The following is a 15,927-nucleotide window of genomic DNA, read 5'->3' on the forward strand; positions in this document are numbered from 1 at the left end:
TATGCACGCTCTCCACCATGAAACATCTCCCTATTGCCTTAATTTATTCCAGGTTACTAATCGGCTTTGGAATAATTCTTTTAAGTGTTTTCCATATTAATCACTATTCCATCTTAGCCATCACCTTATTATCCATCGGTTTATTAACAGATATTTTTGATGGGATAATTGCCCGCAAGCTTAATATATCTTCAGAAAAGCTAAGGCGATTGGATTCAGGCATCGATCAGGTATTTTTTATTTCGGTGGCTGTTGCTACCTATATCCAATGCCCGGATTTTTTTAAAACAAACCTGATTAAATTGATTGTACTCGGTGCTTTTGAGGCTTCTACTTATGTACTGAGTTATATAAAATTTAAAAAGGAAATTGCTACACATTCTATCGGGGCTAAAATTTGGACATTAACAATATTTGCCACACTGATAGAAATTATGATACACTGTGAGTCTGTTATGCTTTTCGAAATTTGTTTCTGGCTTGGTTTAGCAACAAGAATAGAAATACTTGCCATTGTTATCACCCTAAAAAAATGGATAAACGATGTACCCTCAATCTATCACGCCATAAAACTGAGACAAGGGAAAGAAATTAAACGCAATAAATTGTTTAATGGCTAATGTAAAACATAACTAAAGAATATAAAAAAGAGATTGTAATCACTAAATTATATATAAAAAGAAGATTATAATCACTAAATTATATATAAAAAAGAGATTAGGTTAAAAATTTTGTACATTTGTTACTGAAGATGACACCATGAAATGATCATTAGAAGTTTGCAAACCCATATTGAATCGAAGTTTTTTAAGCAAAAAGCGATTATTGTTACCGGTGCAAGGCAGGTGGGTAAAACCACTATGCTAAAGCAATTGGTAAATAAAACAGGCCTATCCTTCGTTTTTCTGAATTGCGATGAAGCAAATGTCCGAACGATATTGACAGACATCAGTGTTGAGCGACTTAAATCAATTATCGGCTCAAATAAATTTATTTTCATCGACGAAGCACAACGCGTTACAAATATCGGCCTAACACTAAAATTGATCGTAGATAACTTTACCAATGTACAGCTTTTAGTTACAGGTTCTTCATCACTTGATTTAGCTGCTGGTATAAAAGAATCATTAACCGGAAGAAAATTCGAATACCACCTCTTTCCATTTTCAGTTGCAGAACTTGTAGATGATACGAATGTACTTATCGAAGAGCAAGCTTTAGAAAAGAGGTTAATTTATGGTACTTACCCTGATGCTATAAACTATCCGGGAGAAGAAAAAGAACTCTTGTTAAATTTAGCCAACAGTTATTTGTTTAAAGATATTTTATCACTTACCGGTATCCGAAAACCTTTACAACTCGAAAAATTAGTACAGGCTTTGGCACTACAGATTGGCAATGAAGTATCATATACCGAGCTAGGGCAAATGATTGAAGCAGATAAATTAACAGTTGAGCGTTATATAGATTTATTGGAGCAATGCTTCGTAGTATTTAGGTTAGGTGCTTACAGTAGCAATCTTCGGAACGAAATAAAAAAAAGCAAAAAAATATATTTTTACGATACCGGGATCCGCAATGCGGTGATTGAAAATTTTAACACATTAGGATTGCGGCAGGATGCTGGTCAGCTTTTTGAAAATTATATTGTTTCTGAGTATATAAAAGCCAGTAACAATAAAAGAAAACATGCCAAATATTATTTTTGGCGTAGTTTTCAGCAACAGGAAATTGATTTAATTGAAGAAGTTGATGGAAAAATAAATGCAATAGAGATTAAATGGAATGAAAACAAAAAAGTAAGATTTCCATCCACTTTTCTGGATGCATACACCACCAATGAAACATATGTGATAAACAAATCAAATTATACCCAATTTTTGTAATAACTCATCTTTGATCATAAAAAAATGAAATTTTTCAAATTAATATTCTTGTTCGTTTTCTCAGTTACGGCTACGCTTGCTCAAAACAGGATTCAAAATCTTGAAAAAGCTTTCAATAGTTTATTAAATGATGAACAGGCAAAACATGCCATTGCATCACTTTGTGTTTTGGATGCCAATACAGGCAAAACATTATTTGCTAAAAATGAACAGATTGGTTTAGCAACCGCATCAACACTTAAAACAATTACGGCAGCTACTGCTTTCAGTATTTTGGGTAAAGATTTTCAGTTTCAAACTACATTGGCCTATACCGGAACAATTACCACAGATGGAATTTTAAAAGGAAATTTAATCATTATCGGGAGCGGTGACCCAACCCTGGGCTCATGGCGTTATCAAAATAAAGAAAATGCTGTTTTAACACAATGGGTTGCTGCAATAAAATCAACAGGGATTAAAAAAATTGAAGGTACAATAATTGGTGATGACCGAATTTTTGGTACACAAACCACACCTGAAGGCTGGGTTTGGCAAGATATAGGAAATTATTACGGTGCCGGAACATCTGGATTGGCCTGGAGAGAAAACCAATTCGATATTCATTTAAAGTCTGGAAGTAGTACAGCAGATGCTGTTAAAGTGATAAAAACAGTTCCGGCTACACCTTATCTCCAACTTGTAAATGAGTTAAAAACCGGCAGCCCAGGCTCGGGTGATCGTGCTTATGCTTTTTTGCCACCGTACAGTAATACCGCTTATATCAGAGGAAGCTGGGGAATTGGCATTGCCAAATCTGGTATTTCAGTCGCCCTCCCCGACCCTGCATTTGATTGTGCCTACCGTTTGCAGGATACGCTTAAGAGATTGGGGATTTCTGTTTCTCAACAAGCTACAACTGCCCGTTTAATGACTTTAAACAACCAGATAATTCCTTCGGTTACACAAAAAATAAGTACCATAAGTTCTCCAAGTTTAAGCGAAATCACTTATTGGTTTTTAAAGAAAAGCATCAACCTGTATGGCGAATCACTTCTGAAAACCATTGCCATAAAATCTGGTAAAACAGGCACAACCAGTAAAGGTGTAGAAACGGAAATTAATTTTTGGGCAGATAAAGGAATTGACAAAACAGCACTGAACATTATCGATGGCAGCGGACTTTCTCCTGGAGATAGGATAACAACATCAGCAATGGCAAGGATACTATTTCAGATTCAAAAAGAAAATTGGTTTTCTGATTATTATAAAGCCTTGCCTGAATATAATGGCATGAAAATTAAAAGCGGAACAATAAACGATGTTTCAGCATTTGCGGGCTACCACACCGATGCAGCAGGCAATAAATACATTGTGGTAATCAACATAAATAATTATAGTGGAAGTGGAATTAATAAAAAATTATTTAGAGTGTTGGATGAATTGAAGTAGAAGAAAAAACTTCGAGTAATTACATATTAGGTGATACATCCATTCCGGCCGTCACCCTGAATTCATTTCAGGGTCTTAAGAACATAAAAGCCCAATCTCGATTTAATGAAAAATAAAGATCTTGATTGAAAAACCATTTATCACACACCTAAACAATTATGGTTCAAAGTTTCTTCTAAACACCATCCAGGCAAGAATCAAATTCATTGGAATAATCACCAAGCCTAAGCCATACATAATAAACACATAAAAAAGTAAAAACAGGCAAAAAACGCCTATTAAAAATCCTTTAACCCGAATCCCATTTAGTAAAAGCAAACTTCTGAATAAAAGAATGGCAGAAAAAGCAAATGCAGCTAAAAAGAATGAAGTTATAAAGCCAAAACGGGTAAAAATCCAACATAGCTCGGGCAATAATAAAATAAGATAATTTAAGCAAAAGCTAAAAAACACCCTGGATTTACTAAAAGGAAAATTGGGCAAAAAGGATAAATATCTGTCATTAAAAACCTTTTCCTCGTAAATGAGTACAACATGTGCAACAACAATACATGAGGTGACAAGCATCAATAATCTTAAATCATCTTTAAGATCAGCAAAAACCAATAATATGCCCGAAATCAGTACCCATGAAAGTAATTTGGTAAGCACATACGCCAATTTTGACCGGTTCAAAACCTGAAAACTATACAACAAGAAAACAGGCTTGTTCCATTTTCAGGTAATCCTGATTAACCAACTGGACTTATTAACCTCAACCAAACGGTTATTTTCTTTTAAACAGATGTATGCACTGCCAGCAATCAGCAGCAGCTGAAAAAGCAAAATGCCAATTGAAATGATATAAAATCCAAATACAAGTCCGATTGTTAAGGCATATAACGTATAACTTAAAACAGGTAAAAATATATAGCTATACACCATAACCCAGCGTTTAAACTGGCTTTTTCTTGCTGATGCAGTAAAACTGTAAAACAAGAATTCTTGCTGTGGCAAAGCCATTTGATCTAAAACATATTTAAGGCTTTTATATGCATAAAGTGTGCTTCCTACCAGATAAAAAGTTAAAATGAGCGGATTGCTTACAATACTGATGGTAAAGAAGAATTGCCAGAAATCTATTTGCTCAGGCCGAACTGTGCCAAGGGTATTGATAAATAAACAATAACTGATTAAAATTACAAATATAAACACCAGCATACCTGCATGAATTCTGTAAAATCCATCTACAAATATTTTCTTTAAAGCAATATTCGATGTAGTAAACATTAAAAATTTAGTGTTAATCTCTGATCCTTGATATCAATTTGTTTAATACCAGATAATTTTGTTTCATCAAGGGGCTGATGGGAAGAAAGTAAAAAACTGACTTTCTCCCTTAGATGTTTTTCTTCAATCCAATGGTACAATACATTTAACGATTCTACATCTATCGTATTCAATGGTTCATCCAGTAAAATGAGTTTTGGTTGTCCTAAAAAAGCCAAAACCAATGACAGTTTCTTAAGCATTCCACTAGAATATGATCCAAGAGGATTCTGAATATATGCCTTCATACCCATATCAGCAATCAATTCATTTTCCTGGCCTACTGTTGCACCTTTCGCTTTCGCAAAAAGGCCAATCATTTCTGTGCCTGTTAAAAATTCTGGAAAAATTGGTTCAGCTTCCGCAAAATTTACAAGTTTTCGGAATTTAACGCCATGATTTTTTAAATAAACATTGTGAATGGCAATATCTCCTTTAAAGGCCAAAATCCCTGCAATTGATTTCAACAGTGTACTTTTGCCCGAACCATTGCTTCCTTTTATCCAGAAAATACCATCCGGGATTTTAATATTATCTATCTTTAAAACGAGATGACCGAAATAGGATTTTTCAAATTGACTGATGTGCAGCATAAAATCATTTTAATTCTGACTTTGGTTTTAATAAAAAGTTACAAATCAGATTCATCTTGATAAACGATTACACCATGCAATTAATTTTACGCCCATACGAACATAACGATCTTGATAATTTGGTTAAACATGCCAACAATTTCAACATTTCAAAATATTTGACTGATAAATTTCCTTTTCCATATCAAAAAAAAGATGGAGAGGCATTTATTCAACTGGCTTTAAGTCATCATCCCCTTCAAATTAAGGCTATTGTGGTAAATAATGAAGTAATTGGATCGATAGGTGTGCACCAATTAGCTGATATTTATAGTAAAAGTGCAGAAATGGGCTATTGGATTGCTGAAGACTTTTGGGGCAAGGGCATTATTCCTCAAGCTGTAAAAGAGATGCTTAAATATGGTTTCGAAACATTTGATGTGGAAAGGATTTTTGCACGCACTGCGCATACCAACCTGGCCTCACAGCGGGTTTTAAAAAAAGCAGGTTTTATTTTGGAGGCAGAATTAAAGGGGACTATTTTTAAAAATGGCGAATACTTTGATGAATTAATTTTTGGATTCAGAAAAAATCAGCTAGGTTAATCACTTACCTAAGAATTACCAGCACTTTATGGTTTAAACCCGATTGCCGTGGAAACCAAAAGCTTTTTCAGCTTTTGTTGTAACAAAAAGCGGGACTACAGCCTCAAAAAAGCCACTCACACTGCTTTTCCATAAAAAATTATGTAGCCAGGCAAATTAACTGCTTTAATAAGCAAATAGATGAAAATAACTATTAATAAACACCATATTAACTTAAAATTAACAGCCAATTAAGCTTAAACAACTATCGTAACATTAAGCCTTTAATCTCTTTATTTATTTAAAAAATATACTAACTTTGATGTTGCGCTTAGTAATTGTACTTTATACACTAAGCAGGTTAAAAAATCAATAAAAATCAAATAAAAATGAGCATAATCGTTAATGTCCATGCCAGACAAATTCTCGATTCGAGAGGCAATCCAACAGTAGAAGTAGAAGTAGTAACAGAGGCAGGCGCTTTTGGCCGTGCAGCTGTACCAAGCGGTGCATCTACTGGACAATATGAGGCTGTTGAATTACGTGATGGTGATAAATCTACATATTTAGGTAAAGGTGTTTTAAAAGCTGTAGAAAATGTAAATACTAAAATTGCTGATGCATTAAGAGGTATTGATGTTTTTGAACAAAATGCAATCGATAAATTAATGATCGACCTAGACGGTACCGAAAACAAAGGTAACCTAGGAGCTAATGCAATTTTAGGTGTTTCTTTAGCGGTTGCTAAAGCTGCTGCTGATGAAATTGGCCAACCATTATACCGTTACATTGGTGGTGTTAACGCAAACACTTTACCAATTCCGATGATGAACATTATCAACGGTGGTTCTCACTCTGATGCGCCAATTGCTTTCCAGGAATTTATGATTATGCCAGTTGGCGCTCCTTCATTCTCTGAAGCTTTACGTTGGGGAACTGAAGTTTTCCATAGCCTGAAAAAAATCCTTCACGATAGAGGTTTATCTACCGCTGTGGGTGATGAAGGTGGTTTTGCACCAACTTTTGATGGTACTGAAGATGCAATTGAAACAGTATTAAAAGCAATTGAAACTGCTGGTTACAAATCAGGTTCGCAAATTTGCTTGGCTTTAGATTGTGCTTCATCTGAATTTTACAAAGATGGCAAATACGATTACACAAAATTCGAAGGTGCTACGGGCGTTATCCGTTCTAGCGAAGAACAAGCTCAATATTTAGCTGATCTTTCTGCAAAATATCCAATTATTTCAATCGAAGATGGAATGGATGAAAACGACTGGACTGGCTGGAAAAGCTTAACAGATAAAATTGGCGACCACGTTCAGTTGGTTGGTGATGATTTATTTGTTACTAACGTAACGCGTTTACAACGTGGTATTGATGAAGATACGGCAAACTCAATCTTGGTAAAAGTGAACCAGATCGGTTCTTTAACTGAAACCATTAATGCGGTTACTTTAGCACAAAACAGTGGTTATACTTCGGTAATGAGTCACCGTTCTGGAGAAACTGAAGATGTTACCATTGCAGATTTAGCTGTAGCATTAAACTGTGGACAGATTAAAACGGGTTCTGCATCACGTTCAGACAGGATTGCAAAATACAATCAATTATTACGTATTGAAGAAGAATTGGGTGAAAACGCTCGTTTTATCGGTTCGAAATTCAAATACGCTAAGAAATAACCCCTAAATCCCCTGAAGGGGACTTCTTCTTCTCTCCTTTAAGAGAGATGCCAAAGGCAGAGAGGTGTTAACAAGTTGAAAAACTTATTTGCGAAACATCCGGAGATTTTAAATCTTCGGATGTTTTTATTTTAATACTATATTTGTTTGTTGGATTTGATCTTCTCAAATCTCACATCTAAAATCTCATATCATATATGAAACGTTTAATAGATCTTTTTCGCAATAAATATTTCCTTGCTACTGTCGCTTTTGCGATGTGGATGCTGTTTTTCGACAAAAACGATATGATGTCGCAATACGAATACCGCAGTCAGGCCAATAAGTTACAGGAAGAAAAAGAATATTTTGAGAAAGAAACCGCTCAGGTTAAAAAAGATTTAAACGAACTGAATACCAACCTCAATACGGCTGAAAAATTTGCCCGCGAAAAATACTTCATGAAAAAAGACAATGAAGATGTTTTTGTAATTATCCAGGAAGAGAAGAAAGATTAATTTTCAGTTGGAAGTGTTCAGTTAAAATTTTACAGTTTGAGTTAACAATAAACCATAAAACAATTTCTCTTTCAGTTAACCGATTAACCCATTCAAACAGTTAACCAGTAGAATGCTCCACATCCTCTATATTATTGCCATAACAGCTGAAGCAATGACTGCTGCACTATCTGCCGGCAGACGTGATATGGATTGGGTTGGCGTTTGTATTATTGCCTGGGTTACGGCCTTAGGTGGCGGAACGGTAAGAAATGTATTATTCGGGCATTATCCTATGAGCTGGGTAGAGCACCCTGAGTATTTGGTAATAACTGCTGTAGCAGCTTTGCTTGCCGCTTTTATCGCCTCCATAATGACTAAACTCAAAAAGCTTTTTCTCTATCTGGATGCTTTAGGTTTAGTGGTTTTTACCATAATTGGCTGCCAGGTTGCACAAGAAATTCATTTACCTTATTTAATTGTACTTTTTAGTGGTATGATTACTGGCTGTGCTGGTGGGGTACTTCGTGATGTGCTTTGTAATGAAGTTCCATTTCTTTTTAGAAAAGAGATTTATGCCAGTGCCGCGATAGTTACCGGTGCTGTATATATCGGTATAGAGCATTTTCACGGAAGCGAAATGCTGGCCACCATTACAGCTGCTATAACCGGATTAACATTAAGGCTACTTTCTATCCGCTTTGAATGGCACATGCCTAAGTTTGTTTACCGAGATGAATGGCATTAAGTTAGTTTTTTCGTGGTGTCAGATGTTACCATCTGACAATTAAAAAGTTACTTAAATAACGGATCATCATTCTTACAATGAATCTTAAAATTTTCTCACAGTCAGATGGTAACATCTGACTGCACATTAAACTTAAAAACTTAAAGTTCCCCGTTCCTTTTCCTTAAAAACCACTCTGTACCGAGTAAAATCAAGATTAAACTCTCCGTGGTGTCAGATGTTACCATCTGACACTCAAAATTGTTCAAAATTACAATTGCCATTATTGTAATGCCAATTAAAAGATGCCCTTCACAGTCAGATGGTAACATCTGACTGCACATCACTCAAACTAAGTCGATCATTCAAAAACATCTCTATAATCAGTTAAGTCAACAATATTTTCTGGATTTCCTAAATAAAATGCAGCACTACTAAAACGGTACTCCTCAGGATATTCACTCAAATTCCAATGAGATTGTAATGGGTTTTGATGAATATACTCCAGTTTAATTTCTAGAAGCTCTTTACTTCCAATCCAAACATCATCAAATCTATCGTCCCAAATTTTAAAAACCTGTTTATCATTATCAATCCTTATCAAATTCAGCAATAAACTTTGGTTAGACTCAAGATACTTACGTACTTCAAAGGCACAAAACTTCTTTAAATCGCGCATGCTATCCGACAATTTATTTTCATCGTTAAAATAGAATAAAACATGAAAGTGATTAGGCATAATTACATATCCAAGAATTGAAATCTTGTATTTAACAGCGATGAAATTTAAACTATTCGCAATTATTAATTTACACGGACTGCTTTCAAGAAGTTTTAAATGTTTGAAGCAACTGGTAGTCACGAAAAAACATTTCTTCTCCAGAAATAAATTCCTGTTTCTTAATCCCATAACAATAGATTTTTTTCATGGTGTCAGATATTATTATCTGACACTTAAAAAGTTACTTAAATAACGGATCATCATTCTTACAATAAATCTTAAATTTTTCTCACAGTCAGATGGTAACATCTGACTGCACATCAAACCTAAGAACTTAAAGTTCCCCGTTCCTTTTTCTCAAAAACCACTCTGTTCCAAGCAAAATCATAATTAAGCCAAAAAGCCATTTCACGCTGATCAACTCATCGTATTTTCGATCTTCGTAACTGATGGTTTTAATATTTTCGTTTTTAGTAATCTCATCGGCTATTTTGAGCAAATCTACCGGCATAAACAATTTACCATTGCTTTGTTTAGCAATCGTATTTAAAAGCTGGTGGTTAGCTGTTGTCTGTTGAAATTCTGCAATCAATGCATTTATATAGAAGCTACCGGTGGCTGTAAATTTCTTTCCACCCAGTTCTGTATTGGCTAAATAAGCATAATTCCCTGCAGGCATGGTACCAGCATCCAGCTGATAACCATTTTCAGTTTTGGAAAAGATATAATTAAATACTTTTCCAGCTTCATTTTTAACCTGAAGATTAACTTCTGATTCGTTTACAGGCTGATAACTGTCGTTATAAAGCGTGCCGTTAAACTGAATGCTTTCATTTTCATCGTAAGCCGATTTTGAAGTAAACACTTTAAACCTACGCTTATCATCTTTAACGGAAAGATATTGAACCGTTTTCGAAATCAGATCATTTAAAACTGACTGATTGCTTTCATTTTCAGCTTCTGAAAGTTTCCATCTCCAAAGCCCCTCTCCCATTAAATAGCCTGCCTTTAAGCCATTTTCATTGGCGAAGAACAATAATGGCTGTTGCGTGCTTACTTTACCGATACGCTGGTTAAAAACAGGTATTGCGCCTGGATTAACTGTTAACCTTCCAAACGGACTTAGTAGCGGATCAAAAGCTGAAAACTGCTTCTTATCATCTTCAGTAAGATTAAAACTTGTAAAACCACTTGCAAAATCGGCATAAACTTCCTGGATGGATCCGTTTGCTGCACTTAGGTTTACCTGGTTTTGTACCTGATTAAAAGAATTTATATTGCTTTGTGCGCCTAAAATATACCAAATCGGTTTCTTTAAACCTGCTAATTTCTTTAAAAAACTAACTGATATATTTTGCGCATCCGGTAGTTGGTACAATACAATTAAATCGAATTTCGACGGATCTGTTGTACTTAAATCATCAGCAAGGGCTAGTTTAGCTTCGTAGTGTTTATTTAGTGAAATAGCCTCCTTTAAAACGCCTAAATCAGGGTGCGGTGCAACTGCAGCCAACAATACTTTTTGTCGGCCATCAATCACCTCTACATAAAATGTCTGAATATTATTGCGGGTTGTGATTTCATTTTTTAAGGCTCCCAGCTGAACTGTATATTTTTGAACACCGATTTTACCCGCATTAATTTTAATCGGAATGGTTTTAACAAAAGAACTTCCATTAACAGCCACATTTTGTTGTTCAACTTTAACACCATTTTGGTTTACCGTTAAAGCGGTGTTTTCGCCATCACTCTGAAAAGCCTGCACCTGAACTTCTACTGTAAAATCATCATCCAGGTACACAATGTTATTGTAATTTACGTTCGAAATTAAGACATCGCGTTTTGGGATACTATCGCCCAGGGCAATGGTATAAACCGGGGCATTAATCTGATTTACGCTATACAGCGGATTTCCACCGTGATTAAAAATACCATCGGTTGCTAAAATAATGGCCCCAACATTTCTGTTGGTATACTCATCCCTCACTTTCTGAAAAAACGCAGAAGCATCCGTTAATTTACCCTGATTTTTAAAATCGAAACCTTCTGCTACCTCATCACCAAAATGAAGTGTTTTTACTTCATACTTATCCGAAAGTTTATCTTGTAAGGCTTTAAGATTTTGTTCATATAATTTTTGATCAAAACCGGCAGCTTTTACCTGACCAACAGACAAGGAATTATCTTGTCCGATAATGATTACTGGTTTATCTAAGGTGTAATTTAATGTTTTGATGAGCGGTGCAAATATTAACCAAGCAACAGTTGTTACAACGATTATACGCAACGCCGTAAGGGCATACTGAAGTTTTTTATCTAAATTTTTGTTGTTACGATAAAGCAACCATGCGTACAATACGCCTAAGGCCAAGCAACCCAGAAAAAACAAAATAGATGTACCCGAAAAAAAAACAGTCATAATTCATAAAGATGGTAATTTTGGGGAAATTTTCAAGATTATTGTCTGTAAAGAATTTATGCGAGGGCTAAAATACAACTTCATTTAACCACAAAGTTCACTGAGTTTTAAACTGAGGAACACGGATTACCTAAACTGTTTTTAAGCGCCCAACTCAATGTACTTCGTGCCTTTTCTTGGTGATCTTTGTGGTAAAAAAAGAGAACGCTATGCGCTCTGTGGTTAAATCCCTATTTTTAAACCAAATCAATCTTTATGAAATTAATCTGTTTAACGTTTTTACTGTCTCTAAGCCTTATGGTGAATGCCCAAAACAATTTTAAAGCCACACAAATTAAATTCGAAAGAGTAGAAAAAGCGTACAGTGAAAAATGGGAAACCTTGAGGAAATTTCTTCAGGCTGGTGGTTATGGCGATCAATTTTCAATGGTAATCAATGCCTATAAAACAGAAGGCAAACTGGAAGTATGGATAAAGAATAATTCGGCTAAAACTTATTCGTTATTTAGAACTTACGATTTCTGTGCACATTCTGGCACCATTGGCCCAAAAGTAATTGAAGGTGACGGACAAACGCCGGAAGGTTTTTATTACATTAATGTTTTTAATCCGATGAGTAATTTTCACTTATCGCTGGGGGTAAATTATCCAAATACCGTGGATTATGCGCGAACCGGAAAGGATAGAAAACCTGGAAGCGACATTTACATCCATGGCAATTGCGTAACCGTTGGCTGTATCCCACTAACAGACGAGAAAATTAAAGAGGTTTATGTTTTAGGCGTTGAAGCCAGAAATGCCGGTCAGGAGAATATTCCAGTCAACATCTACCCTTTCAAAATGACCGATGCAAATATGAAGAAATATATTGCTCAATTCCCTACCCAGGCCAGTTTTTGGAAATCGCTGCAGCCAGGTTATTTAGCTTTTGAGAAAAATAAAAACCAAGCAAATGTAAGTGAGTTAAAAGGAAAATATGTTGTGAAGTAACAAAAGAAGTCAAGTTTTACAAACTTGACTTCTTTAATATTTTTATGGCTTTGGAAAGAACCCCTCCACCTTAAACCTTATGTATTCTACCTCCCTACAGCATCCCGCCGCAAACAGATAAAGTTTGTCCGGTTACGTAAGCACTCATATCTGAGGCCAGGAAAACGCAAACATTTGCAATATCTTCAGTTTCGCCGGCACGTTTTAACGGAATATCTTTTTCCCAGCCTTCAACTACTTTTGGATCTAAAACTTCGGTCATCTCAGTACGGATAAAGCCTGGTGCAACAACGTTTGCACGTATGTTTCTAGAACCTAACTCTTTAGCTACCGATTTTGTAAAACCGATAATTCCTGCTTTTGAAGCAGCATAATTTGCTTGTCCGGCATTGCCTGTTGTACCAACAACAGACCCCATATTGATAAAAACACCTTTACGGGCTTTCATCATTATTTTAGAAGCTGCTTTAGTAACGTTGAAGATAGATTTAAGGTTAATATTAATTACATCATCCCAGTTTTCTTCGCTCATGCGCATCAATAAGCCATCTTTGGTAATACCAGCGTTATTTACTACAATATCAATAGTACCAAATTCAGCTACGATATCATTAATCAATTGCTCTGCCTCAGCAAATTTAGAAGCATCAGAACGATAACCTTTAACTTTTGTTCCAAAACTTTGTAATTCCTGCTCTAAAGCTTCGCCTTTTTCTACTGATGATAAATATGTAAAAGCTACATTAGCGCCCTGTTCGGCAAATTTTTCAGCTATTTTACGACCGATCCCTTTTGATGCGCCTGTAATTAATGCCGTCTTTCCTTCTAATAATTTCATAACCCCTAAATCCCCTAAAAGGGACTTTTATATAATGTATAAAAAATTTAATTTTGGTAAAGTTAATATTAATTGTGAATTGTTTAACACAATAGGTGTTCTCCCTTCAGGGGGTTAGGGGGTGGGTTCCTGCTGGCTCAAACAATGAAAACTTCCCAATCCCCAGATAATATCTACTGAATTGATACCAATCACCTTGCGATCAGGAAAACAGCCCTGGATAATATCTAAAGCTTTCTGGTCGTTCACATCATCAAAAATAGGCACAATTACCGCAGCATTAGCAATGTAAAAATTAGCATAAGATGCAGGTAAACGGGTATCCTCATAAATTACTGGCGAAGGCATTGGAAGCTCAACAATATTTAATGCCCTTCCATCTTTTAATTTCATTGCTTTTAAAGCTTCAAGGTTCTCTTGCAACAAATGATAGTTTTCATCCAAAGGATTGCTTTCTACAACAGTTAAAACCGTATCCTCATTTACAAAACGCGTAATATCATCAATATGACCGTCGGTATCATCGCCAACTATCCCATCTCCTAACCATAATACCTGATCCTGACCATAATATTCAAGCAAATATTGCTCAATCTGCTCTTTTGTTAGATGTGGATTACGGTTTTCGTTCAGCAAACAAGCTGTGGTAGTTAAAACTGTACCAGCACCATTAAATTCTACCGAACCACCTTCCATAACAATATCAGGTGCAAACAATGGTAGATTAAAATGTTTTGCAATCTTAGTTGGAATTACATCATCTAAATCAAAAGGCGGATATTTTCCACCCCAGGCATTATAACCCCAATCTACCACCGCTTTTTCATTTCCTTTCAGTAAAAATGCAGGACCGTGATCGCGGCACCATGCATCGTTGGTTTCATTAAAATAAAATTCAATCTGGCTTAAATCGGCATCAACTTTGGTTAATTCAGAAACTGCAAACGCTTTCATTTCTTCATCTTTAACATTGATGCGTACTTGCTCACCCTCTGCAACAGCTTTAATAAATTGGCAGTAAGGTTCGTAAATGGTTTCGATTTTATCTGGCCAGGAAGCTTCTTTATGTGGCCAGCTTAACCAGGTTGCTTTATGTTTAACCCACTCGGCTGGAAAAGTATACCCTTGTTTTTTCGGAGAATAATCGAATTGATTAATATTTAAATCTTTTTTCGGTGGGAAGTTTGACATCTATTTAATTTATAAAATGAATGGTCCGTGATAACACGAACCATGAATTTTTATTTGTGGGTTTCGCTTTAAGCTTTGGTCTTTAACCTTTCAGCTTAGTCCCCATCAATATATCGTTTCGTAATCGGTTGATAAGAATCAATTCTTCTATCTCTCAAGAAAGGCCAGTGTTTACGGAAAAAATCAGACTCCGATAAATCCAGTTCTACAACTTCAGTTTCTTCCTGATCATGCGAGCCTAAATAAAGTATTTTCCCTTGTCCGTTTGTGGCGAAACTTCCACCCCAAAATTTCATGGCACCATCTTGTTCAAAACCTACACGATTTACACTCACTACCGGAACACCATTTGCAACGGCATGCGAACGCTGGATGGTTTGCCAAGCATTATATTGATCTTGATTGGTTTCTTCATCCTGATCGGTAGCCCAGCCGATAGCCGTTGGATAGAACATAATATCTGCACCCATTAAAGCTGTAATACGTGAGGCTTCAGGATACCATTGATCCCAACAGATTAAAATACCGATTTTAGCAAACTTGGTTTCGAAAACTTTATAGCCTAAATCACCAGGTGTGAAATAGAATTTCTCGTAAAAAGCAGGATCATCAGGAATATGCATTTTGCGGTATTTACCTAAATATGAACCATCAGCGTCTAAAACTGCTGTAGTATTATGGTACAAGCCTTCAGCACGTTTTTCAAACAAAGATGCAATAATTACCACGCCTAATTCTTTAGCAACAACCTGCAAAGCATCTGTAGAAGGACCAGGAATTGCCTCTGCCAAGTCGAAATTATCATAATCTTCAACATCGCAGAAATACAGCGAGGTAAAAAGTTCTTGCAAACACACAATCTGCGCACCTTTTGCAGCCGCCTCCCTTACTTTTGCAATCGCTTTATCTAAATTTTCCTGCTTATCTTTGGTACAGCTCATCTGCACCAAGCCAACTTTTACTTTCTTCATGTTCTCAAAATGATTCAATTAACAAATTAGCGAATAATTGAATGTTTAATTTGCGATTTGCATACTCACCATTCAAATTTTCGTTCATTCAAAATTAGTCTGCAAAGTTACTATTTTGTTTAAAACTA

16 protein-coding genes are annotated in these 15,927 nt (G+C 35.7%); 8 read left to right on the forward strand and 8 right to left on the reverse strand.

Annotated elements, in window-relative coordinates:
• The first annotated feature begins 17 nt into the window (after positions 1–17).
• The 3 genes from ASE74_RS19000 to dacB all read left to right on the forward strand — a co-directional run bounded on the left by ASE74_RS19000 (position 18) and on the right by dacB (position 3,317).
• A complete protein-coding gene (locus ASE74_RS19000; protein ID WP_055912462.1) occupies positions 18–620 on the forward strand; it encodes a CDP-alcohol phosphatidyltransferase family protein in 603 nt (200 codons plus the stop codon).
• A 144-nt stretch (positions 621–764) separates the two neighbouring features.
• Positions 765–1,886 (forward strand): ATP-binding protein, encoded by a 1,122-nt coding sequence (locus ASE74_RS19005; RefSeq protein ID WP_055912464.1) that lies wholly within the window; start codon positions 765–767, stop codon positions 1,884–1,886.
• 24 nt (positions 1,887–1,910) lie between these two features.
• Positions 1,911–3,317, forward strand: coding sequence for a D-alanyl-D-alanine carboxypeptidase/D-alanyl-D-alanine-endopeptidase (gene dacB, locus ASE74_RS19010; RefSeq protein WP_055912466.1), 1,407 nt, complete (start codon positions 1,911–1,913; stop codon positions 3,315–3,317).
• 156 nt (positions 3,318–3,473) lie between these two features.
• Here the strand turns inward: dacB and ASE74_RS19015 are convergent, their stop codons facing one another.
• The 3 genes from ASE74_RS19015 to ASE74_RS19025 form a co-directional block, all read right to left on the reverse strand.
• Entirely contained in the window at positions 3,474–3,968 is a 495-nt protein-coding gene (locus ASE74_RS19015; protein ID WP_157255483.1) for a hypothetical protein, read from the reverse strand.
• A 66-nt stretch (positions 3,969–4,034) separates the two neighbouring features.
• Positions 4,035–4,586, reverse strand: coding sequence for a hypothetical protein (locus tag ASE74_RS19020; RefSeq protein ID WP_055912470.1), 552 nt, complete (start codon positions 4,584–4,586; stop codon positions 4,035–4,037).
• Positions 4,586–5,218 (reverse strand): ATP-binding cassette domain-containing protein, encoded by a 633-nt coding sequence (locus tag ASE74_RS19025; RefSeq protein ID WP_055912473.1) that lies wholly within the window; start codon positions 5,216–5,218, stop codon positions 4,586–4,588. The genes ASE74_RS19020 and ASE74_RS19025 overlap by 1 nt, the downstream gene beginning before the upstream one ends.
• 74 nt (positions 5,219–5,292) lie before the next feature.
• On the opposite strand from ASE74_RS19025, the gene ASE74_RS19030 reads away from it, so the two are divergent.
• The 4 genes from ASE74_RS19030 (at position 5,293) to ASE74_RS19045 (ending at position 8,690) form a co-directional block, all read left to right on the forward strand.
• On the forward strand, positions 5,293–5,802 hold the full coding sequence (locus ASE74_RS19030; RefSeq protein WP_055912475.1) for a GNAT family N-acetyltransferase: 510 nt from the start codon (positions 5,293–5,295) through the stop codon (positions 5,800–5,802).
• 368 nt (positions 5,803–6,170) lie between these two features.
• Positions 6,171–7,466 (forward strand): phosphopyruvate hydratase, encoded by a 1,296-nt coding sequence (gene eno / locus ASE74_RS19035; protein WP_055912477.1) that lies wholly within the window; start codon positions 6,171–6,173, stop codon positions 7,464–7,466.
• 197 nt (positions 7,467–7,663) lie between these two features.
• A complete protein-coding gene (locus ASE74_RS19040; RefSeq protein WP_025145767.1) occupies positions 7,664–7,963 on the forward strand; it encodes a septum formation initiator family protein in 300 nt (99 codons plus the stop codon).
• A gap of 112 nt (positions 7,964–8,075) precedes the next feature.
• Positions 8,076–8,690, forward strand: a complete 615-nt coding sequence (locus ASE74_RS19045) for a trimeric intracellular cation channel family protein (RefSeq protein ID WP_055912479.1) — start codon at positions 8,076–8,078, stop codon at positions 8,688–8,690.
• Between the two features lie 340 nt (positions 8,691–9,030).
• Here ASE74_RS19045 and ASE74_RS19050 read toward each other — a convergent pair whose 3' ends face one another.
• Complete coding sequence (locus ASE74_RS19050) at positions 9,031–9,579, reverse strand: transposase (protein WP_055912481.1); 549 nt, start codon at positions 9,577–9,579, stop codon at positions 9,031–9,033.
• Positions 9,580–9,724: 145 nt separating this feature from the next.
• Positions 9,725–11,809, reverse strand: a complete 2,085-nt coding sequence (locus ASE74_RS19055; RefSeq protein WP_055912483.1) for a hypothetical protein — start codon at positions 11,807–11,809, stop codon at positions 9,725–9,727.
• A 255-nt stretch (positions 11,810–12,064) separates the two neighbouring features.
• Between ASE74_RS19055 and ASE74_RS19060 the strand changes: the two genes are divergently transcribed.
• Entirely contained in the window at positions 12,065–12,799 is a 735-nt protein-coding gene (locus ASE74_RS19060) for a murein L,D-transpeptidase family protein (RefSeq protein ID WP_055912486.1), read from the forward strand.
• Positions 12,800–12,893: 94 nt separating this feature from the next.
• Here ASE74_RS19060 and fabG read toward each other — a convergent pair whose 3' ends face one another.
• From fabG to ASE74_RS19075, 3 genes are all read right to left on the reverse strand, one after another.
• Positions 12,894–13,637: a 3-oxoacyl-[acyl-carrier-protein] reductase gene (fabG, locus tag ASE74_RS19065; RefSeq protein WP_055912488.1), complete on the reverse strand. Its 744-nt coding sequence runs from the start codon at positions 13,635–13,637 to the stop codon at positions 12,894–12,896.
• Positions 13,638–13,751: 114 nt separating this feature from the next.
• On the reverse strand, positions 13,752–14,828 hold the full coding sequence (locus ASE74_RS19070; RefSeq protein WP_055912490.1) for an agmatine/peptidylarginine deiminase: 1,077 nt from the start codon (positions 14,826–14,828) through the stop codon (positions 13,752–13,754).
• A 95-nt stretch (positions 14,829–14,923) separates the two neighbouring features.
• Positions 14,924–15,799 (reverse strand): carbon-nitrogen hydrolase, encoded by an 876-nt coding sequence (locus ASE74_RS19075; RefSeq protein WP_055912491.1) that lies wholly within the window; start codon positions 15,797–15,799, stop codon positions 14,924–14,926.
• Positions 15,800–15,927 lie beyond the last annotated feature (128 nt).

The organism is Pedobacter sp. Leaf216 (assembly GCF_001421515.1).
GTDB lineage: Bacteria > Bacteroidota > Bacteroidia > Sphingobacteriales > Sphingobacteriaceae > Pedobacter.

Excerpts from the sequence above, each read along its gene's own strand:
- ASE74_RS19000 (WP_055912462.1), top strand. The coding sequence starts at position 18 with ATGAAACATCTCCCTATTGCCTTAATTTATTCCAGGTTACTAATCGGC.
- ASE74_RS19005 (WP_055912464.1), top strand. The coding sequence starts at position 765 with ATGATCATTAGAAGTTTGCAAACCCATATTGAATCGAAGTTTTTTAAG.
- dacB (WP_055912466.1), top strand. The coding sequence starts at position 1,911 with ATGAAATTTTTCAAATTAATATTCTTGTTCGTTTTCTCAGTTACGGCT.
- ASE74_RS19020 (WP_055912470.1), bottom strand. The coding sequence starts at position 4,586 with ATGTTTACTACATCGAATATTGCTTTAAAGAAAATATTTGTAGATGGA.
- ASE74_RS19025 (WP_055912473.1), bottom strand. The coding sequence starts at position 5,218 with ATGCTGCACATCAGTCAATTTGAAAAATCCTATTTCGGTCATCTCGTT.
- ASE74_RS19030 (WP_055912475.1), top strand. The coding sequence starts at position 5,293 with ATGCAATTAATTTTACGCCCATACGAACATAACGATCTTGATAATTTG.
- eno (WP_055912477.1), top strand. The coding sequence starts at position 6,171 with ATGAGCATAATCGTTAATGTCCATGCCAGACAAATTCTCGATTCGAGA.
- ASE74_RS19040 (WP_025145767.1), top strand. The coding sequence starts at position 7,664 with ATGAAACGTTTAATAGATCTTTTTCGCAATAAATATTTCCTTGCTACT.
- ASE74_RS19045 (WP_055912479.1), top strand. The coding sequence starts at position 8,076 with ATGCTCCACATCCTCTATATTATTGCCATAACAGCTGAAGCAATGACT.
- ASE74_RS19050 (WP_055912481.1), bottom strand. The coding sequence starts at position 9,579 with ATGGGATTAAGAAACAGGAATTTATTTCTGGAGAAGAAATGTTTTTTC.
- ASE74_RS19055 (WP_055912483.1), bottom strand. The coding sequence starts at position 11,809 with ATGACTGTTTTTTTTTCGGGTACATCTATTTTGTTTTTTCTGGGTTGC.
- ASE74_RS19060 (WP_055912486.1), top strand. The coding sequence starts at position 12,065 with ATGAAATTAATCTGTTTAACGTTTTTACTGTCTCTAAGCCTTATGGTG.
- fabG (WP_055912488.1), bottom strand. The coding sequence starts at position 13,637 with ATGAAATTATTAGAAGGAAAGACGGCATTAATTACAGGCGCATCAAAA.
- ASE74_RS19070 (WP_055912490.1), bottom strand. The coding sequence starts at position 14,828 with ATGTCAAACTTCCCACCGAAAAAAGATTTAAATATTAATCAATTCGAT.
- ASE74_RS19075 (WP_055912491.1), bottom strand. The coding sequence starts at position 15,799 with ATGAAGAAAGTAAAAGTTGGCTTGGTGCAGATGAGCTGTACCAAAGAT.